Origin of the sequence: Bradyrhizobium embrapense (assembly GCF_001189235.2) — a bacterium.
Taxonomy (GTDB): Bacteria; Pseudomonadota; Alphaproteobacteria; order Rhizobiales; family Xanthobacteraceae; genus Bradyrhizobium; species Bradyrhizobium embrapense.
In genome coordinates this window covers 60,038-78,078 of the sequence record NZ_LFIP02000011.1, presented here as the reverse complement: position 1 = coordinate 78,078, position 18,041 = coordinate 60,038, and the positions used below count along the sequence as shown (strand labels likewise).

Sequence of the window (18,041 nt, the reverse complement as noted above, 5' to 3'; positions counted from 1 at the left end):
CCTAAGCCTCTCCCGCAAGGGGAGAGCTGCCCCGTCAGTGCGCCGGCACAGTCAGCCGTTCTCGACCAGAAACTCCACCCGCTCGGCGGCGAAGCGCGAGCGCTTGGTCGCCAGCGGCTGGTCCAGCATGTCGACGTCGGTGGCGTCGACCACCAGCACCGGCCGGCCCAGCGGCAGATCGAGCCGTGCGGCGTCGGTCGCATCGACGATCGCCGCGGTGATCCGGGTCGACGAACGGCGGTAGTCCTTGACGCCGTAGTGCCCGAGCAGCTTGGTCATCGAGCGAACATTGGCGAAGACGTTGCCGGCATCGGGAAACCGCTCGGCCGACAGCCAGGTGGTCGAGACGCAGATCGGCGTCCGGTCGGCGAGCCGCACCGCTTCGATCCGGATCAGCGGCGCGCCGATCTTCAGGCCGAGCTCGCGCGCGATCTCGCGGTTGGCGACGTCGCTGCCGGCATCGATCAACTGGCCGCGCGGCTCGTGGCCGCCGGCACCGACGATCTCGGAGAATCGCGTGCGTGAACGCAGTGGGTAGGCGAGGCGCTGGGCCTCGACATAGGTGCCGCTGCCGCGCTCGGCGCGCACCAGGCCGCGCTCCGCCAATGCGGCGAGCGCCCGCCGCACGGTGTGGCGATTGACGCGGTAAGTCTCGGCGATCTCCATCTCGCCGGGCAGCTTTTCGCCCGCGGCAAAGCGGCCGTCAGCGATGCCGCGCTCGATGCCGTCGGCGACCTGCCGCCACAAGGCGACGCCGGAACTTTCCTGCATGCTCATGGCGCGGTGATACCAGAAATCTTTGGTTTGTCACGAAACAGTCATGGCGCTCGGCTATCAAGTTGTCTATTATCATAGACAACTTGATACAAGCAAGGTTGCCCATGAGCTTGACCGGACCAGACAGCAAACAGGCCCAGCGCAAGGCGGCGATGACCGTGCTGGCGCACTCCGCCGCGGCCGACATCGCAGGCCGGCTCGCGGCGATCGCTGTGCCTAGCCATCAGAACCTGCGCGAGCCGGAGAACGGCCTCGTGATGCTGCGCGGGCGGATCGGCGGCGACGGTGCGCCGTTCAATCTTGGCGAGGCGACGGTGTCGCGCGCAGCGGTGCGGCTTGCGAGCGGCGAGGTCGGCTTCGGCTACACGCTCGGCCGCGATGCGCACAAGGCGCAGATGATCGCGCTGTGCGACGCCATGGTGCAGTCGGCGGCATTGTCCGGCGAGGTGGAGACCAAGGTGATCGCGCCGCTGCGCGTCGCCATGAATGCCGAACGCGCCCGCAAGGCCGCCGAGAGCGCGGCAACGCGGGTCGATTTCTACACGATGGTGCGCGGTGAGGGGTGATGCAATGACGACGATTGCCGAAATGCCCGCAGGCTTTGCCGACAAGGTGCTGTCGGCGCAATCCACGTTCCGCTCCGTGATGGATGCGATGGCGCGTCCGGGCAGCGTGCAGCGCGTCGCCGCCAGCGTCGGAACGCCGGCCGGTATGATGCGCGGCTCGGCCGCGATCGCGCTGACGCTGTTCGATCACGACACGCCGATCTGGCTCGATGCCGCGATGTCGGCGACGCCGGACGTCGCCCGTTGGCTGAAGTTCCACGCCAGCGCGCCGGTGGTTGCGGATTCCGCGATCGCAAGCTTCGCGCTGATCGGCGATGCCGCGAACCTGCCGGCGCTGGAGCGCTTCGCGTTCGGCAGCAGCGAATATCCTGACCGGTCGACCACGCTGATCCTGCAGGTCGACAGCCTGACGCAGGGTCCGGCCTTCGAGCTGAAAGGCCCCGGCATCGACGGCAGCGCGCTGCTGCAGGCGATGATCAAGCCGCGCGACCTGTTCCAGCGGCTGTCGATCAACGAAGCCCTGTTCCCGCGCGGCATCGATGTCGTGCTGGTCCATGACGACAATATTGTCGCGATCCCGCGCACCACGCGGCTGATCGCAAGCGGAGTGTGAGCGATGTATGTAGCTGTCAAGGGAGGCGAGCGCGCCATCGAGAACGCTCATCGGCTGCTCGCGCATGAGCGGCGCGGCGATCGCGATGTCGCCGAGGTGACGCTGGCGCAGATCTCCGAACAGCTCGCGCTCGGGGTCGACCGGGTGATGACCGAAGGCTCGCTCTATGATCGCGAGCTCGCGGCGCTCGCGATCAAGCAGGCGCGCGGCGACATGATCGAAGCGATCTTCCTGGTTCGCGCCTTCCGCGCCACGCTGCCGCGCTTCGGCGCCACCGAGCCTGTCAATACCGGCGAGATGCAGGTGCGGCGGCGCATCTCCTCGACCTTCAAGGATGTTCCGGGCGGCCAGATCCTGGGGCCGACCTTTGACTACACCCATCGCCTGCTCGATCCGCAGCTCGCGGAAGGCTTTGTGCCGGAGCAGCCGGCGATCGCGGAGGCCTCGCAGGCGGCGACGCCGCGGGTCACCGACATTCTCGGCCGCGATGGTTTGATCGAACCGTCACCGCAGGCAGATGGCGACGCGCCGGTCGGCGACCTCACGCGCGAACCGCTGAGCTTTCCGGCCGATCGCGATCTGCGGCTGCAGAATCTGGCGCGTGGCGACGAGGGTTTTCTGCTCGCGCTCGGCTATTCGACGCAGCGCGGCTATGGCCGCAACCATCCCTTCGCCGGCGAGATCCGCTTCGGCGAGGTCGAGGTCGAGTTCTTTGCCGAGGATGTCGGCTTCGCCGTGCCGCTCGGCTCGATCGAGCTGACCGAGTGCCAGATGGTCAACCAGTTCAAGGGCTCGACATCAGAGGCGCCGTGCTTCAGCCGCGGCTATGGCCTTGCCTTCGGCCAGAGCGAGCGCAAGACCATGTCGATGGCGCTGGTCGACCGTGCGCTCCGTGCGGGCGAACTCGGCGAGGAGGTCGGCGCGCCGGCGCAGGACGAGGAATTCGTGATGTCGCACTCCGACAATGTCCAGTCGACCGGCTTCGTCGAGCATCTCAAGCTGCCGCACTACGTCGACTTCCAGTCCGAGCTCGGCCTGCTCCGCAAGCTGCGGCAGGAGTTCGCGGAGGCCAACGAGGCCGTTGAAATGCAGGAGGCCGCGGAATGAATGCGCCGACATACAATTTCGCCTATCTCGACGAGCAGACCAAGCGGATGATCCGCCGCGCCATCCTGAAGGCGATCGCGATCCCCGGCTATCAGGTGCCGTTCGCGAGCCGCGAGATGCCGATGCCCTATGGCTGGGGCACCGGCGGCGTGCAGGTCACGGCGGCGATCCTCGGCCCCGACGACGTGCTGAAGGTGATCGACCAGGGCTCGGACGACACCACCAACGCGATCTCGATCCGAAAATTCTTCGGCAAGACCGCGGGCGTCGCGACCACGACCTCGACGATGGACGCGACCGTGATCCAGACCCGGCACCGGATTCCCGAGGCGTCACTGCACGCCGGACAGGTACTGGTCTATCAGGTGCCGATCCCCGAGCCGCTGCGTTTCCTGGAGCCGCGCGAGACCGAGACGCGGCGCATGCACGCGCTCGCCGAATACGGGCTGATGCACGTCAAGCTTTACGAGGATATCGCGCGCTTCGGCCACATCGCGACCGCCTACGCCTATCCGGTGAAGGTGAACGCGCGCTACGTGATGGACCCGTCGCCGACGCCGAAATTCGACAATCCGAAGATGGACAATTGCGCGGCGCTGCAGCTGTTCGGCGCCGGCCGGGAGAAGCGCATCTATGCGATCCCGCCCTACACGACGGTCGTGTCACTGGATTTCGAGGATCACCCGTTCACGCGCTACCGCTTCAACGCGCCCTGCGCGCTGTGCGGCGCGGACAATTCCTATCTCGACGAGATCGTCACCGACGACAGAGGCGGGCGGATGTTCGTCTGCTCCGACACCGACTTCTGCGAGCAGCGCCAGGCCGCCGGCCATCACGGCACCGAGAGCGCGGCGCCGCACAAGGAGAAGGCGCATGTCTGAGCTGGCAAACTTCGACGACGATCAGCCACTGCTGGTGGCCGAAGGGCTCGGCAAGAATTACGGCCGGCTTGCGGCCTGCCGCGACGTTTCGTTCGCGCTCTATCCCGGTGAGGTGCTGGCGATCGTCGGCGAATCCGGTTCGGGCAAGTCGACACTGCTGCAACTGCTGTCCGCGCAGCTCGCGCCGAGAGCGGGACGGGTATCCTACCGGATGCGCGACGGCGTGCTGCGCGATCTCGCCGAACTCGGCGAGGCGGAGCGGCGCTTCCTGTTCCGCACCGACTGGGGCTTCGTGCATCAGGACCCGGCGCAGGGCCTGCGCATGGGCGTCTCGGCCGGCGCCAATGTCGGCGAGCGGCTGATGGCTGTGGGGTGGAATCACTACGGCCGGATCCGCGATACCGCATCGACCTGGCTGGATCGGGTCGAGATCGATATCGGCCGCATCGACGATGCGCCGAAGACCTATTCGGGCGGCATGCGGCAGCGGCTGCAGATCGCGCGCAACCTCGTCACCGAGCCGCGGCTGGTGTTCATGGACGAACCGACCGGCGGCCTCGACGTCTCGGTGCAGGCGCGCCTGCTGGATCTGATGCGCAACCTGGTCGGCGAGCTTGGTCTTGCCGCCATCGTCGTGACCCATGATCTCGCGGTCGCGCGCCTGCTGTCGCATCGCGTGATGGTCATGAAGGGTGGCCGCGTCATCGAGACCGGACTCACCGACCAGGTGCTCGACGATCCCCGCGAGCCCTATACCCAGCTGCTCGTTTCCTCGATACTTCCGCCATGAGCTTGCCAATGACCGCGATGATCGAACTTGCCAACGCCGAGAAGACCTTCACCATGCATCTGCAGGGCGGCGTAGAGCTGCCCGTGGTGCGCGGCGTCTCGTTCCACGTCGAGCCGGGCGAATGCGTAGTGCTGTCGGGCCCGTCGGGCGCCGGAAAATCCTCGATCCTGAAGATGATTTTCGGCAATTACCGCTGCGACAGCGGCCGGATCGGCATCCGTCACCAGGGCAAGGTCGTCGATCTCGCGACCGCCGAGCCGCGCCAGGTGCTGAGCATCCGCCGCTCGACCATCGGCTATGTCAGTCAGTTCCTGCGCGCGGTGCCGCGGGTCGCGACCATCGACGTCGTCGCCGAGCCGCTGATCGTCAACGGCGTGGCGCGCGAGGAAGCCCGCGAGCGCGCCGGCAGACTACTGCGCCGGCTCAACATTCCGGAGCGGCTTTGGACCTTGCCGCCCTCGACCTTCTCCGGCGGCGAGCAGCAGCGCGTCAATATCGCGCGCGGGTTCATCTCCGACCTGCCGATTCTGCTGCTCGACGAGCCGACCGCTTCGCTCGATGCGGCGAATCGCGCAGTGGTGGTCGAGCTGATTGCGGAGAAAAAGACCAAGGGCGTCGCGATGGTCGCGATTGTCCATGACGACGAAATCCGTCATCTGATCGCCGACCGCATCGTCGACGTGACCTCGTTCGCCGCTGCCGCCTGAAGGACCGTTTGAAATGACCGCCAAGCAAGACACCATCATCGGCAACGCCCGGCTGGTCCTCGCCGATCGCGTGATCGAGCAGGGCTGGGTTGCGATATCGGACGGTAGGATCGCGGAGTTCGGCGAGGGCAGGGCGCCTGAGGCCGCCGAGGATGCTGCCGGCGATCTGCTGATGCCCGGGCTGATCGAGCTGCACACCGACCATCTCGAGATGCACTACGTGCCGCGGCCGAAGGTGTTCTGGAATCCGGTCGCGGCCGTGATCTCCTATGACGGGCAGCTCGCGACCTCGGGCATCACCACCGTTTTGGACTCATTGCGGGTCTGGCGCGAGGACGGCGCGGAGGATGCCGACGGCCGCGCCGGCATATTGGCGGCGGCGATCTCGGCCGCGCGCGAGGAGAATCTGCTGCGCGCCGATCACTTCCTGCATCTGCGCTGTGAAGTGCCGATGCCTGATGTCGTCGCCGAGGCCAAGGAGCTAATCGACCGGCCCGACGTGCGGCTGATGTCGCTGATGGATCATACGCCGGGCCAGCGCCAGTTCCGCGACGAGGTCAAGCTGCGCGACTACTACCGCGGCAAGGGCGGCGGCATGACCGACGCCCAGCTCGACGTGCTGTTCGCGCGGCGCTTCGCCTATCAGAAGGAATATGCCGTCGCCAACACCCGCGCGATCGTCGCGCTGGCGCATGAGTACAGGATTCCGCTGGCGAGCCATGACGACACCACGGATGAAAACGTGGTCGACGCCGTCAACGACAAGGTCGCGGTCGCAGAATTCCCGACCACGATGGAAGCGGCGCGCGGGCTGCACGCTGCCGGCATCGACATCCTGATGGGCGCGCCGAACGTGGTGCGCGGCGGCTCACATTCCGGCAACATCGCCGCCGTCGATCTTGCCAATGAGGGCATGCTCGATATCCTGTCGTCGGACTACATCCCCTCCAGCCTGCTGATGGCGGCGCTGCAGCTGCCGCGGCATGTGCCGGCGATCGATCTCGCCTCCGCCGTCCGCACCGTGACCAAGACGCCGGCCGAGGCGGTCGGCCTCACCGATCGCGGCGAGATCGCGGTCGGCCGGCGTGCCGATCTGATCCGCGTCCACGTCGCGCGCGACCTGCCGGTCGTGCGCAGCGTCTGGCGCGAAGGGGGGAGGGTCGCGTGACCGACACGCCGGTCATCGCCGGGCCGCGCACAGCGATCGGTCCTGGCCGGTTGATCCTGGTGGTCGGCCCGAGCGGCGCCGGCAAGGATACGCTGCTGGGGCTCGCGAAGGCGGCCTGCGCAGGTGACCGTGACATCGTGTTTTCCCGCCGCCTGATCACGCGCCAGGCCTCGGCGTCGGAGGACAATGAAGAGGTCGGTGCGGAAGCCTTCCAGCGCGCGATCGCCGCCGGCGACTACGCCATGCATTGGGAAGCGCACGGCCATCGCTATGCGTTGTCGCGGGCGATCAACGACGAAATCCGTGCCGGGCGCACCGTGATCGCGAACGTTTCGCGCATGGTGATCGCGGCAGCGCGCCGCAACTATGCCAACGCGCTCGTAGTGTCGGTCACGGCGCCGCCGGACGTGCTCGCGGCGCGGCTGGCGGCGCGGGCGCGCAGCAGCGACGGTCTGCTCGCGCAGCGGCTGGCGCGCACCGTGGACGAGAGCACATCGACGCCCGATTTCACCATCGTCAATTCCGGCACCGCCGAGTATCACGCGCGACAGCTTGTCCGCATCATCAAGGGCGAACGCTGGGACGGCTAGCAAGAGACGATCAACCACAGAGGAGAACAGCACGAATGTCGGTGATTTCCACGATCGAGCAGCTTGAGGCGATCTACGGCTTCCCGAACGACGCATCGACCGTGAAGGTCGCCGATCACGTGACGCCGCTCTATCGTGTGCTCATCGAGAAGTCGCCATTCGTGTCGCTCGCGACCTCGGGCCCGGAAGGGCTCGATTGCTCGCCGCGCGGCGACCTGCCGGGCTTCGTGCGCATCCATGATGCGAAGACGCTGATGATGCCGGATCGCCGCGGCAACAATCGTTGCGATTCGCTGCGCAACATCGTCCGCGATCCTCGCGTCGGGCTGCTGTTCCTGATCCCGGGCTCGGGCAGCACGCTACGCGTCAACGGCCGCGCCTATGTCACGGCCGAGCCGGAGCTGCTGGCTTCGTTCGAGATGGAGGGCAAGGCACCGCGCACGGTGATCGTGATGAATGTGGATGAAATCTATTTCCAGTGCGCCCGCGCGATCGTGCGCTCCGACCTCTGGAACCCGGACAAGCGGATCGACCCGAAGGTCCTGCCAACGCCCGGTCAGATCCTTGCCGAGATGAGCGAGCACACGGTTGGCGGCGAGAAATACGATCGCGAATGGCCGGAACGCGCGCGGCAGACGATGTGGTGATCCGCGCAGATGGCTGGGGAACGAACTAGGCGCCAGCCCGGTCTTCCCAGTCCTCCCAGGTCACGTCGTCATTGATCTCGAGGTAGCGCGCAACGGCAACGCCGATGGTTGGGAAGAAGTTGTTCTCGCCGAGCTGCGCCAGCAGGCCGAATTTCTTCAGCTTGTCCTTGACGGGGTCCTTGAGCTCGGCGAAGCACAGCTCGATCTTCTGTGCGTGCAACGCCTCGTCGAGCTCGGCGAGAATGTCACCGGCGGTCACGTCGACGCTGGTGACAGGTTCGGCCGCGACCACCAGCCAGCGAACCGGAGTCGGGGATTTCGCCACAGCATCCCGCGCGCGCTCCTTGAAGAACTCGGCATTGGCAAAGAACAGCGGCGCATCCCACCGGAACAGCACCAGCCCGGGGATCTGGCGCGCATCCGGGTATCGCGTGATGTCGTGATAGCCCTTCACGCCAGAGGCGCGGCCCAGCACGGCGGAATGCGGCCGCCAGCCGTCCCACAGGAACTCGACGATGGCGAGCACGATGGCGAGGCCTATTCCGGGAATCACGCCTAGCACGGCCACGCCGACAAAGCAGACCATCGATAGCCAGAACTCCCACTGCTGAATGCGGTAGATCCGCATGAGGTCGCTGATCTCGAACAGGCCGAGCGCGGCCGCGATCACGACGGCGGCCAGCGCGGCGTTGGGCAGGTGCTGGAGCAGGTTCGGCGCCATCAGCAGCAGAAAGGCGATGGCGAGCGCGCCGATGACGCTGGTCAATTGGGTGCGCGCGCCCGCAGCTTCAGCGACGGGCGTGCGTGAGCTGCTGCTGCTGATCGGAAAGCCCTGAAAGAATCCGGCGGCCAGATTGGCAGCGCCGAGCCCCACCATCTCCTGGTTGGGATCGACGCGATCGCCCAATCTTGCCGCGTAGGACCGCGAGAGCACACTGGTGTCGGCGAATGAAACCAGCGCGACGGCGCAAGCGCCGATCAGCACCTGCGCGATATCGCCATAGCCGATCCGGGGAATGGCGAAACCCGGCAGGCCTTGGGGAAGCTGGCCCAGAACCTTCACGCCATAGCGCGCCCCGAGACCGAGCACACCGGTGACGACCGTCGCCGCAACAACGGCAATCAGAATGCTCGGCAACCGCTTGTTGCGCGCGAGCAGCAGGATCGCCGCCAACGTCGCAAGGCCGATCGCGAGCGTGACCCAATTTGTCTCTCCGTCAAGGATCGCGCCGACGATCGCCCAGAGGCTGCGCAGCGGTCCATCACCGTCGATGGAGAACCCGAACAGCTTCGGCAGCTGGCTGATCAGAACGGTCAAGGCGATTCCGTTCATGTAGCCGTAGCGGATCGGCTTGGAGAGAAGCTCGGTCAGGAATCCCAACCGCGCGATGCCGGCTGCGATGCAAATCGTTCCGGAGACGACCGCCATCATGGCGGCCAAGGTTACCGCGCGCATCGGATCGCCGCCCGATAGCGGAGCGACGACGCCAAGGATAACGGCTGCAAGCGCCGAGTCCGGTCCCAGGACGAGGATGCGGCTCGGCCCGAACAAGGCATAGGCGAGGAGCGGGATGATCGTCGCATAAAGTCCGTAGATGCCGGGCAAGCCCGACGCTTCCGCATAGGCGATGCCGACCGGCACCAGCATGGTCGCGAGCACAAGCCCGGCGAAGATGTCGTGTGGAAGCCAAGCCCCCTGATATCGACGGAGGGTGTTGAGACCTGGCAGCCAGCCGGTTAATTGATTCATCGCCGGTCACTCCCAACCCCGTTGCAGCTCGCATGCGCTTGGCGTGAACCGCTCTACCCCTTCGTCTGCTCCTCAAACGCCTTCAGCGACACCGCCGCGATCTCGCGCAGCGTCTCGCGGTTAGCACCCGAGGAGGCCATCACGCACATGCCTGATGTCACCGCGGAGAGATAACGGGCAAGCATGGCCGGATCGGCGTTGTCGCCGAGGTCGCGTTCGGCCTTGGCGCGGACAAAGCGTTCGCGCAACTGGTCCTCGGTGCGGGTGCGGCGCGCCGCCAGTTCGAATGGAACGTTTTCCGAGCCGGTGCCGCAGGCAAGGCCGCCCTGGACCAGCAGACAGCCGGGCGGGTTGGCGGGATCGGTCTGGGCGTCCGCGTGCTCCATCAGAAATCGTTCGGCCACCTTGCGCGCGGTGGAGGCGCCCAGAACCTTTTCCATCCAGGCGTCGCGCTTTTCGGTGTAGCGGTCGAGCGCGGCCTTCAGCAGGCCTTCCTTGCTGCCGAAGGCGGCATAAAGGCTGGGCGGATTGATGCTCATCGCCTCGGTGAGCTGCGCGATCGTGGCGCCTTCGTAACCGTGGCGCCAGAATACGTCCATGGCCCGGTCCAAAGCGGCGTCCGCGTCGAAGGCGCGGGGGCGTCCCATTCCCATTTTTCGTTGCTCCGTAAGCCGGGTGCCGTTTCTGTGACGAATTGTCCCTGGCTTATCCTCTTGTTGCACGTGATGTTTTTCCGCGTCTTCCCACTTCCCCACGGATGAGATAATAAATTCATAGTGCTCGATACATAAGTATCTTGCGAACCGGCGTCCAGCTCCACATTTGTAGCGAACACTACAGATATCTGGAGCGCGTAAATGCCTTCGTCAATCCAAAACCCCCCTTCCGGCCGTTTCCGGCGCATCGTCGGCGGTGTCGTGATCCTTGGTGCCCTCGCGGTGGCCGGTTCGATCGCGACCGGCCATTATTTCCATGCCGCACAGGCGACCGCGTCAGCTGCCGCCCCTGAACCGGCGGTGCCGGTGACCGTCGCCGTGATCCAGCCGCGCCCGACCACCCTGTTCGATGACTTCTCGGGCCGGCTCGAGGCCGTCGATCGCGTCCAGCTCCGGCCGCGGGTGGCGGGCGCAATCCTTTCGACCAACTTCACCGAGGGCGCGCTGGTGAAGTCCGGCGACATCCTGTTCAAGATCGACCCCGCGCCCTACGCGGCCGAGGTCGACCGGGCCCAGGCACAGCTCGAGGCCGCCAAGGCCCGCGTGGTGTTCACCACGAGCGAGGTCGAGCGCGGCGCCCAGCTGGTCGGCAACAACATCGTCACCAAGCGCGATTTCGACCAGCGCGACAACGCCAATCGCGAGGCGATCGCCAACGTCAAGGCTGCCGAAGCCGCGTTGCAGACCGCAAAGCTCAATCTCGACTACACCGAAGTCCGCGCACCGGTCGACGGCCGGGTCGGCAGGATCGAGGTCACGGTCGGCAACCTCGTCGCGGCGGGCACCTCGTCGCCCGTCCTGACCTCGCTGGTCTCGGTCAATCCGATCTATGCGAGCTTCGATGCCGATGAGGAAGTCGTGCTGCGCGCGCTGAACTCGATCGCGGATGCCTCGGGCAAGCGCGGCAACCTCGATCAGATCCCGGTCGAGATGGTCACCTCGGGCGGCCTCAGCGCCAAGGGCCACATTCAGCTCATCGACAACCAGGTCAACGGGCAGAGCGGCACCATCCGCGTCCGCGCCGTGTTCAAGAACGAAGACGGCCGGCTGATCCCGGGACAGTTCGCCCGCGTCCGCATGGGCCAACCCAAGCAGCAGACCTTGGTGCTGATCGACGAGCGCGCGGTCGGTACCGACCAGGACAAGAAATTCGTGATGCTGGTCGGCGACGACAGCCGCGCGGTCTATCGCTCCGTCACGCTTGGCGGCGCGGTCGATGGCCTGCGGATCGTCACCGCCGGCCTGAAATCCGGCGACCGCATCGTCGTCAACGGCCTGCAGCGCGTGCGCCCCGGCGCACTTCTGAAGATGGAAGTCGCCGAAATGGGCGCGCGCGGCATGCAGCAGGCATCTACCGAAACCAACCAGCACGTCGTGCAGCGCTAGGCGCTGCACGCGGGGGCGGAGCCATGAATCTCTCCAAATTCTTCATCGACCGGCCGATCTTCGCCGGCGTGCTATCGATCCTGATCTTCCTGGCCGGCCTGATCTCGCTGGTGGCGATGCCGATCTCGGAATATCCCGATGTGGTGCCGCCGTCGGTCGTGGTGCGCGCGACCTATCCCGGCGCCAATCCGAAGGTGATCGCCGAGACGGTGGCAACGCCGATCGAGGAGCAGATCAACGGCGTCGAGGGCATGCTCTACATGTCGAGCCAAGCGACCACCGACGGCGCGATGACGCTGACGGTGACGTTCCGGCTCGGCACCGACCCCGACAAGGCAACGCAGCTTGTGCAGAACCGCGTGCAGCAGGCCGAGCCGCGCCTGCCGGCCGTGGTGCGCCAGCTCGGCATCATCACCAAGAAGAGCTCGCCCGACCTCACCATGGTCGTGCATCTGCTGTCGCCGAATAACCGCTACGACATGACGTATCTGCGCAACTATGCAGTGCTCAACGTCAAGGACCGGCTGGCGCGGATCGACGGTGTCGGCGACGTCCAGCTCTATGGCGCCGGCGACTATTCTATGCGGGTCTGGGTCGATCCGCAGAAGGCCGCCGAGCATTCGCTGACCGCGAGCGACGTGGTGCGCGCGATCCAGGCCCAGAACGTCGAGGCCGCGGCCGGCGTGGTCGGCTCCTCGCCGAGCGTCAAGGGCCTCGACCTCCAGCTCTCCGTCAATGCCGAGGGCCGGCTGTCGACCGAGGAGCAGTTCGGCGACATCGTGGTGAAGACCGGCTCTAGCGGCGAAGTGGTGCGGCTGCGCGACGTCGCGCGGATCGAGCTCGGCGCCTCCGAATACGGCCTGCGCTCGCTGCTCGACAACAAGCAGGCGGTCGCCATCCCGATCTTCCAGGCCCCGGGCTCCAATGCGCTCGAGATCTCAGACCATGTCCGCGCGACGATGGCCGAGATCAAGAAGAACATGCCGGAAGGCGTGTCGTACCAGATCGTCTACGACCCCACGCAATTCGTGCGCTCCTCGATCGAGGCCGTCATCCACACACTGCTCGAGGCCATCGCGCTCGTCGTGCTGGTCGTGATCCTGTTCCTGCAGACCTGGCGTGCGTCGATCATTCCGCTGATCGCGGTGCCGGTGTCGATCGTCGGCACCTTCGCGGTGATGCATGTGTTCGGCTTCTCGATCAATGCGCTCAGCCTGTTCGGCCTGGTGCTGGCGATCGGCATCGTGGTCGACGACGCCATCGTCGTGGTCGAGAACGTCGAGCGCAACATCGAATCCGGCCTGTCGCCACGCGACGCCACCAACCAGGCGATGCGGGAAGTGTCCGGCCCGATCATCGCGATCGCGCTGGTTCTGATCGCGGTGTTCGTGCCGCTCGCCTTCATCTCCGGTCTCACCGGACAGTTCTACAAGCAGTTCGCGCTGACCATCGCGATCTCGACCGTGATCTCGGCGATCAACTCGCTGACGCTGTCGCCGGCGCTGTCGGCGCTGCTGCTGAAGGGCCATCACGAGCCAAAGGACTGGCTGACCCGGATCATGGAGCGGTCGCTCGGCTGGTTCTTCCGCGGCTTCAACAAGGTTTTCACGAAGTCGTCGGAAAACTACGGCCGCACCGTCACCAAGGTGATCTACGGCAAGGCCGTGGTGATCGGACTCTATGTGCTGCTGATCGGCTTGACCGGCGTGCTGTTCAAGCAGGTGCCGAGCGGCTTCGTGCCGGGCCAGGACAAGCAGTATCTGGTCGGCTTTGCCCGGCTGCCCGACGGCGCCACGCTCGACCGCACCGAGGAAGTGATCCGCAAGATGAGCGACATTGCGCTCACGCAGCCGGGTGTCGAGAGCTCGGTGGCGTTTCCCGGCCTGTCGATCTCCGGCTTCACCAACTCGTCGAACGCCGGCATCGTGTTCTCGACGCTGAAGCCGTTCGAGGAGCGCAAGGATCCGTCGCTCAGCGGTCCGGCGATCGCGATGGCGCTGAACAAGAAATATGCCGGGATCCAGGATGCCTTCATCGCCATGTTCCCGCCGCCGCCGGTCAACGGCCTCGGCACCATCGGCGGCTTCAAGCTGCAGATCGAGGACCGCGCCGGCCTCGGCTACGAGGCGCTGAACGACGCGACCAAGGCGTTCATGGCGGCGATGCAGAAGGCGCCGGAGATCGCCGGCGTGTTCTCGAGCTTCCAGGTCAACGTGCCGCAGCTGTTCGCCGACATCGACCGTACCAAGGCGTTGCAGCTCGGCGTGCCGGTCACGGAGGTCTTCAACACGCTGCAGATCTATCTCGGCTCCTACTACGTCAACGACTTCAACAAATTCGGCCGCACCTATTCGGTCTATGTGCAGGCGGACGCGCCGTTCCGCGCGCGGGCCGACGACATCAGGCAGTTGAAGGTGCGCTCGTCGTCGGGTGACATGGTGCCGCTGTCGGCGCTGTTGAAGGTCCGCCAGAGCGCGGGTCCGGAGCGCGCGATCCGCTACAACGGCTTCCTGTCGTCGGACATCAACGCGGCTGCCGCGCCCGGCTACTCCTCCGGCCAGGCGCAGGAAGCGGCTACCCGGATCGCCGCCGAAACGCTGCCGCCCGGCTTTGCCTTCGAATGGACCGACCTGACCTATCAGGAGTTCATCGCGGGCAATTCCGGACTCTGGGTGTTTCCGCTCGCGATCCTGCTAGTGTTCCTGGTGCTCGCCGCGCTCTATGAGAGCCTGGCGCTGCCACTCTCGATCATCATGATCGTGCCGATGGGCCTCTTGGCGGCGATGTTCGGCGTCTGGCTGTCGAAGGGGGACAACAACGTCTTCACCCAGATCGGCCTGATCGTGCTGGTTGGATTGTCGGCCAAGAATGCCATCCTGATCGTCGAATTCGCGCGCGAACTCGAATTCGCCGGGCGCTCCCCAATCCGCGCCGCGATCGAGGCGAGCCGCTTGAGGCTGCGGCCGATCCTGATGACGTCGATGGCGTTCATCATGGGCGTGCTGCCGCTGGTGCTGTCGACCGGCGCGGGCTCGGAGATGCGGCGCGCGATGGGCGTTGCGGTGTTCTCCGGCATGATCGGCGTCACCGTGTTCGGCCTGTTCCTGACGCCGGTGTTCTATGTGCTGCTGCGCACCGTCACCGGGATGAAGCCGCTGACCCAGCACGGCGAGGCGACCATTCCCGGAAAAGCACACGCGGCATGATGCCGCGTGTGCAGGGCGTTCTCGATCGAAATGGATACCGGTTCGGGTAAAGAAAACGCGTCAAAACAAGAAACGAGAGCTTCGGTTTCGATCTATTCAAAACTGAAGCCCTCGTTGGTGTCAGTTGGCGGGAATCAGGCCGCGATATCCAGCAGCAGGAGTGACGAGCCGCGGACCAGCACCTTGCGGCCTGCGGGCGTCAGTTCAAACGACTCGCCGCGCACGGCGACATAGCCGAGCGTGATCAGGCTTTCGACGGCGAACCGGTTCAGCCGTGAAGGGTTTGCTGCGGGAGCCCGCAACGCTTTCAATGCATCCCACTGATCTGGTCTGAGTTCGAATTCTTCGCTCATCGGTCTAGTCGCTCCAATAGACTTGGGCTGCCAGATACCGGGCGCAGATGAATTTCGTGCGACCATAACGAGTCAGGATTTCGATTTATGTGGAAGCGTCGTCACATCGCCGTGTCATTGGAATACTTCAATTTTTTTCGAATCATTGCGTTGCACAACACATGACATCGTCACAGTGATTAACCGCAAATGATTACATAGGTTAACGCCTGGGGTTAATTGGGTTGTTGGCCGTACCGATTAACCGCGCCGCACACTCGCGCCGCCATCGACCGGCAACGTCACACCGGTGATGAAATTCGCCTCGTCGGAGGCGAGAAACAGCGCAGCGTTGGCGACGTCCCAGCCGGTGCCCATCTTGTGACGCAGCGGCACCTTGCTGTCGCGCTCGGCCTCGACCTCGGCGCGGCTCTTCTTGAATTCGCGCGCGCGTGTGTCCACCGCCATCGGCGTGTTCATCAATCCCGGGAGGATCACGTTGGCGCGAATGCCGTATTGCGCATTCTGGTAGGCGAGCTGCTCGGTGAACGCTATCATCGCCGACTTGGTCGCCTTGTAGGCGACATAGGGATAGGTAGTGATCGCGGCCATCGACGAGATGTTGATGATCGAGCCGCTCTGTTGCTTGCGCATGATCGGGATCACGTGCTTGGCGGCGAGGACGCAGCTCTTCAGATTGATTGCGACGCAGCGGTCGAACGCCTCCTCGGTGATGTCGAGCAGCTCGGCGTCGCCGCCGGAGAGGCTGACGCCGACATTGTTGTGCAGGATATCGACGCTGCCCCAGCGGCCATGCGCATCCGCCACCATCGCCTTGATGTCGGCATTCCTGGTGACGTCCGCCTTGAAGGCGATCGCCGTGCCGCCCTTGGCCGCGATCAGCTCGACGGTCTCCTGCGCCGATGCCAGATTGTGATCGACGCACAGCACCCTGGCGCCTTCGCGGGCGAAGGTCAGGGCGGTGGCGCGGCCGTTGCCGATGCCCTCGCCGGGACTCTGGCCGGCACCGACGACGATGGCGACGCGATTTTGCAGGCGCATGTCACTTCACTCCCGGGATCGGGTACTGCTGCAGTACCTCTCTGTAGCTTGGCTCGTTGTCGATCTGCATGGTGGCGAGCACGCGCACCACGGCGCAGTAGAACGCGATGGTCAGCACCAGATCGGTCATGTGCTCGTCGGACAGCTCTCGCTTGATCTCGGCGAAGGTCGCCTCCGACATCGCCAGCTCGCGCGCCATCTCGCGGGCCCCCTTGAGGATCGCCTTGGCCAGCGGCTCGAGCTGCGACGGCTCGCCCGCGGTCTCGGCGATCAGGCCCTTGATGTCCGCGTCGGTGACACCGAACTCCTTGCCGATCTTCACATGGTGGGTGAACTCGTATTCCGACTTCTCGAGCCAGCCGACCTGAAGGATCGCAAGCTCGCGCAGCCGCGAATCGAGCTTGCTCTTGAAACGGATATAGCCGCCGATGCCGTTGAAGGCGCGCGCCATGTCCGGCGAGTTCACCAGCAGCTTGTGCAAATTGGTGTTGCGCTTGAGCATGTCGCGATACTCGGGAGCGACCTGATCGGCTTCGAGATAGGGCAGGCGGGCCATTGTTGTTGTCCTTGGTTCGGCGGCTTGCGGGTGAGTTGGCTGTCGCGTCAGCCGTAAAGCGCTTTGTGCTCGCTTTCGTAGTTGGCGTAGGAATCCTTCATGCTGGCGCCGTTCAGCAGCATGGTCGCGACCACGGCGTTGTCGGCATCGAACACGGTCGAGCGCACCCACATGCTCTCGGTACGCTTGCTGCCCGAGAGCGCAACAACCTCGCGCTCGACCCAATAGGTCTCGCCCGGGAACAGTGGCCCGCGCAGCAGGCGGATCTCCTGGTCGGCGAACAGTCCGACGGCCGGACCGCGGACCGGCAGCCGGTCCTCGCGCGCGCGGTACTGGAACAGCACGCTCAGCATCTCCATCGGGATGATGGCGCGGCCCCAGGGATTGTGCTCCAGCGAATAATAGTCCGAAGGCTCGGTGATCACCTTGAGCTTGTCGGCCAGCGAGAACGGATAGAGATCGCCCATGTTCTGGTCGAAATCCATCCTGATCGCCTGCCGCGGCGTCTTCATGCCGATCTTGATGTCGGCGAGGATCACGGGATCGGCCAGCGGCCTCAATTCGCCGAGCCGGCGGCTCAGCGCCGTCTCGCTGCCGTCACCGTCGATCGAGGCGGTGCCGCGCAGGATCTCGGTGCCGTCCCGCTTGATCATCCCGATGGTGCAAACGGTCTGGCCCGGCTTCGGCTTCTCGATCTGGGCCTGCACCTCCTCGCCTTCGAACACCGGATTGCGATAGTGCGCCGACAGGCATCCGGTCATGAACCAGGCCCGGCCCCAGATCCGCTCGCACAGTGGAGCGAACTGGCTGAAATGGGTCGGTCCCTCGATCGTGCCGCCGCGGAAGCCGAGCTTCTGCGCGGTTGCATCGTCGTGGATCGAGGCGTGGGAGTCGTAGGTCTGGGCCTGCAGCATCTGCTTCGGGCTGCGCCAGGGACCCACCAACAAACCGCCGTTCTCCACGATTTCCGTCGTGAACGCGGATTCGACTTTGATCATCCTTGGTCTCCTTTTGCGCGCCACCGTTTCAAAGATGCCGGGCTTCGGCAAGGCCTCGCGCGCTCGGCGGAGATATGTGCTGCGGCCATGGAACGGGGCTGTTCATGCATAACAAAATCAGTGCATGCTGATGCATGATCATTCGGAAGATAATGAGACCGGTTCGGACCGGCGTGACCTGATCGGCGG

General features: G+C 65.2%; 18 protein-coding genes. 11 read left to right on the top strand and 7 right to left on the bottom strand.

The genetic code is table 11. The features are described 5' to 3' along the window. Positions 1-51 precede the first annotated feature (51 nt). Positions 52-777, bottom strand: coding sequence for a phosphonate metabolism transcriptional regulator PhnF (phnF, locus tag AKN83_RS32955; RefSeq protein ID WP_050401491.1), 726 nt, complete (start codon positions 775-777; stop codon positions 52-54). 104 nt (positions 778-881) lie between these two features. Here phnF and phnG point away from each other — a divergent pair, with 104 nt between their 5' ends. From phnG to AKN83_RS32910, 9 genes are read left to right on the top strand one after another with little or no spacing between them, the layout of a single operon-like run. Next, positions 882-1,343 (top strand): phosphonate C-P lyase system protein PhnG, encoded by a 462-nt coding sequence (gene phnG / locus AKN83_RS32950; protein WP_050401490.1) that lies wholly within the window; start codon positions 882-884, stop codon positions 1,341-1,343. A 4-nt stretch (positions 1,344-1,347) separates the two neighbouring features. Next, positions 1,348-1,956 carry a phosphonate C-P lyase system protein PhnH gene (gene phnH, locus AKN83_RS32945; RefSeq protein ID WP_050401489.1) on the top strand — a complete coding sequence of 203 codons (609 nt, stop codon included), beginning with the start codon at positions 1,348-1,350 and terminating at the stop codon, positions 1,954-1,956. 3 nt (positions 1,957-1,959) lie between these two features. Further along, on the top strand, positions 1,960-3,063 hold the full coding sequence (locus AKN83_RS32940; RefSeq protein WP_050401488.1) for a carbon-phosphorus lyase complex subunit: 1,104 nt from the start codon (positions 1,960-1,962) through the stop codon (positions 3,061-3,063). Continuing rightward, a complete protein-coding gene (locus tag AKN83_RS32935) occupies positions 3,060-3,944 on the top strand; it encodes an alpha-D-ribose 1-methylphosphonate 5-phosphate C-P-lyase PhnJ (RefSeq protein WP_063695642.1) in 885 nt (294 codons plus the stop codon). Before AKN83_RS32940 ends, AKN83_RS32935 begins: the two co-directional genes overlap by 4 nt. After that, a complete protein-coding gene (phnK, locus tag AKN83_RS32930) occupies positions 3,937-4,734 on the top strand; it encodes a phosphonate C-P lyase system protein PhnK (protein ID WP_050401487.1) in 798 nt (265 codons plus the stop codon). Before AKN83_RS32935 ends, phnK begins: the two co-directional genes overlap by 8 nt. Positions 4,735-4,742: 8 nt before the next feature. Then, positions 4,743-5,441: a phosphonate C-P lyase system protein PhnL gene (gene phnL / locus AKN83_RS32925; RefSeq protein WP_050401486.1), complete on the top strand. Its 699-nt coding sequence runs from the start codon at positions 4,743-4,745 to the stop codon at positions 5,439-5,441. A gap of 13 nt (positions 5,442-5,454) precedes the next feature. After that, positions 5,455-6,609, top strand: coding sequence for an alpha-D-ribose 1-methylphosphonate 5-triphosphate diphosphatase (locus AKN83_RS32920; RefSeq protein ID WP_050401485.1), 1,155 nt, complete (start codon positions 5,455-5,457; stop codon positions 6,607-6,609). After that, a complete protein-coding gene (gene phnN / locus AKN83_RS32915) occupies positions 6,606-7,199 on the top strand; it encodes a phosphonate metabolism protein/1,5-bisphosphokinase (PRPP-forming) PhnN (RefSeq protein ID WP_050401484.1) in 594 nt (197 codons plus the stop codon). The genes AKN83_RS32920 and phnN overlap by 4 nt, the downstream gene beginning before the upstream one ends. A 35-nt stretch (positions 7,200-7,234) precedes the next feature. Then, positions 7,235-7,846, top strand: coding sequence for a pyridoxamine 5'-phosphate oxidase family protein (locus AKN83_RS32910; RefSeq protein WP_050401483.1), 612 nt, complete (start codon positions 7,235-7,237; stop codon positions 7,844-7,846). Between the two features lie 25 nt (positions 7,847-7,871). Here the strand turns inward: AKN83_RS32910 and AKN83_RS32905 are convergent, their stop codons facing one another. Both AKN83_RS32905 and AKN83_RS32900 read right to left on the bottom strand, forming a co-directional pair. Beyond that, the gene (locus AKN83_RS32905; protein WP_050401482.1) at positions 7,872-9,596 is read right to left on the bottom strand and encodes a SulP family inorganic anion transporter; all 1,725 of its coding nucleotides are present in this window, start codon (positions 9,594-9,596) and stop codon (positions 7,872-7,874) included. 53 nt (positions 9,597-9,649) lie between these two features. Continuing rightward, positions 9,650-10,249, bottom strand: coding sequence for a TetR/AcrR family transcriptional regulator (locus tag AKN83_RS32900; RefSeq protein ID WP_050401481.1), 600 nt, complete (start codon positions 10,247-10,249; stop codon positions 9,650-9,652). 204 nt (positions 10,250-10,453) lie between these two features. Between AKN83_RS32900 and AKN83_RS32895 the strand changes: the two genes are divergently transcribed. Both AKN83_RS32895 and AKN83_RS32890 read left to right on the top strand, forming a co-directional pair. Then, positions 10,454-11,698, top strand: coding sequence for an efflux RND transporter periplasmic adaptor subunit (locus AKN83_RS32895; protein ID WP_050401480.1), 1,245 nt, complete (start codon positions 10,454-10,456; stop codon positions 11,696-11,698). A 23-nt stretch (positions 11,699-11,721) separates the two neighbouring features. Beyond that, positions 11,722-14,904: an efflux RND transporter permease subunit gene (locus AKN83_RS32890; RefSeq protein ID WP_063695641.1), complete on the top strand. Its 3,183-nt coding sequence runs from the start codon at positions 11,722-11,724 to the stop codon at positions 14,902-14,904. 134 nt (positions 14,905-15,038) lie between these two features. Here the strand turns inward: AKN83_RS32890 and AKN83_RS32885 are convergent, their stop codons facing one another. The 4 genes from AKN83_RS32885 to AKN83_RS32870 all read right to left on the bottom strand — a co-directional run bounded on the left by AKN83_RS32885 (position 15,039) and on the right by AKN83_RS32870 (position 17,852). Next, positions 15,039-15,257 carry a hypothetical protein gene (locus AKN83_RS32885; RefSeq protein WP_050401479.1) on the bottom strand — a complete coding sequence of 73 codons (219 nt, stop codon included), beginning with the start codon at positions 15,255-15,257 and terminating at the stop codon, positions 15,039-15,041. Positions 15,258-15,497: 240 nt separating this feature from the next. Continuing rightward, positions 15,498-16,298: an SDR family NAD(P)-dependent oxidoreductase gene (locus AKN83_RS32880; protein ID WP_050401478.1), complete on the bottom strand. Its 801-nt coding sequence runs from the start codon at positions 16,296-16,298 to the stop codon at positions 15,498-15,500. Between the two features lies 1 nt (position 16,299). After that, a complete protein-coding gene (locus AKN83_RS32875; RefSeq protein ID WP_050401477.1) occupies positions 16,300-16,854 on the bottom strand; it encodes a carboxymuconolactone decarboxylase family protein in 555 nt (184 codons plus the stop codon). A 47-nt stretch (positions 16,855-16,901) separates the two neighbouring features. Continuing rightward, a complete protein-coding gene (locus AKN83_RS32870) occupies positions 16,902-17,852 on the bottom strand; it encodes a hotdog family protein (RefSeq protein ID WP_050401476.1) in 951 nt (316 codons plus the stop codon). Positions 17,853-18,041 lie beyond the last annotated feature (189 nt).

Excerpts from the sequence above, each read along its gene's own strand:
- phnF (WP_050401491.1), bottom strand. The coding sequence starts at position 777 with ATGAGCATGCAGGAAAGTTCCGGCGTCGCCTTGTGGCGGCAGGTCGCC.
- phnG (WP_050401490.1), top strand. The coding sequence starts at position 882 with ATGAGCTTGACCGGACCAGACAGCAAACAGGCCCAGCGCAAGGCGGCG.
- phnH (WP_050401489.1), top strand. The coding sequence starts at position 1,348 with ATGACGACGATTGCCGAAATGCCCGCAGGCTTTGCCGACAAGGTGCTG.
- AKN83_RS32940 (WP_050401488.1), top strand. The coding sequence starts at position 1,960 with ATGTATGTAGCTGTCAAGGGAGGCGAGCGCGCCATCGAGAACGCTCAT.
- AKN83_RS32935 (WP_063695642.1), top strand. The coding sequence starts at position 3,060 with ATGAATGCGCCGACATACAATTTCGCCTATCTCGACGAGCAGACCAAG.
- phnK (WP_050401487.1), top strand. The coding sequence starts at position 3,937 with ATGTCTGAGCTGGCAAACTTCGACGACGATCAGCCACTGCTGGTGGCC.
- phnL (WP_050401486.1), top strand. The coding sequence starts at position 4,743 with ATGACCGCGATGATCGAACTTGCCAACGCCGAGAAGACCTTCACCATG.
- AKN83_RS32920 (WP_050401485.1), top strand. The coding sequence starts at position 5,455 with ATGACCGCCAAGCAAGACACCATCATCGGCAACGCCCGGCTGGTCCTC.
- AKN83_RS32910 (WP_050401483.1), top strand. The coding sequence starts at position 7,235 with ATGTCGGTGATTTCCACGATCGAGCAGCTTGAGGCGATCTACGGCTTC.
- AKN83_RS32905 (WP_050401482.1), bottom strand. The coding sequence starts at position 9,596 with ATGAATCAATTAACCGGCTGGCTGCCAGGTCTCAACACCCTCCGTCGA.
- AKN83_RS32900 (WP_050401481.1), bottom strand. The coding sequence starts at position 10,249 with ATGGGAATGGGACGCCCCCGCGCCTTCGACGCGGACGCCGCTTTGGAC.
- AKN83_RS32895 (WP_050401480.1), top strand. The coding sequence starts at position 10,454 with ATGCCTTCGTCAATCCAAAACCCCCCTTCCGGCCGTTTCCGGCGCATC.
- AKN83_RS32890 (WP_063695641.1), top strand. The coding sequence starts at position 11,722 with ATGAATCTCTCCAAATTCTTCATCGACCGGCCGATCTTCGCCGGCGTG.
- AKN83_RS32885 (WP_050401479.1), bottom strand. The coding sequence starts at position 15,257 with ATGAGCGAAGAATTCGAACTCAGACCAGATCAGTGGGATGCATTGAAA.
- AKN83_RS32880 (WP_050401478.1), bottom strand. The coding sequence starts at position 16,298 with ATGCGCCTGCAAAATCGCGTCGCCATCGTCGTCGGTGCCGGCCAGAGT.
- AKN83_RS32875 (WP_050401477.1), bottom strand. The coding sequence starts at position 16,854 with ATGGCCCGCCTGCCCTATCTCGAAGCCGATCAGGTCGCTCCCGAGTAT.
- AKN83_RS32870 (WP_050401476.1), bottom strand. The coding sequence starts at position 17,852 with ATGATCAAAGTCGAATCCGCGTTCACGACGGAAATCGTGGAGAACGGC.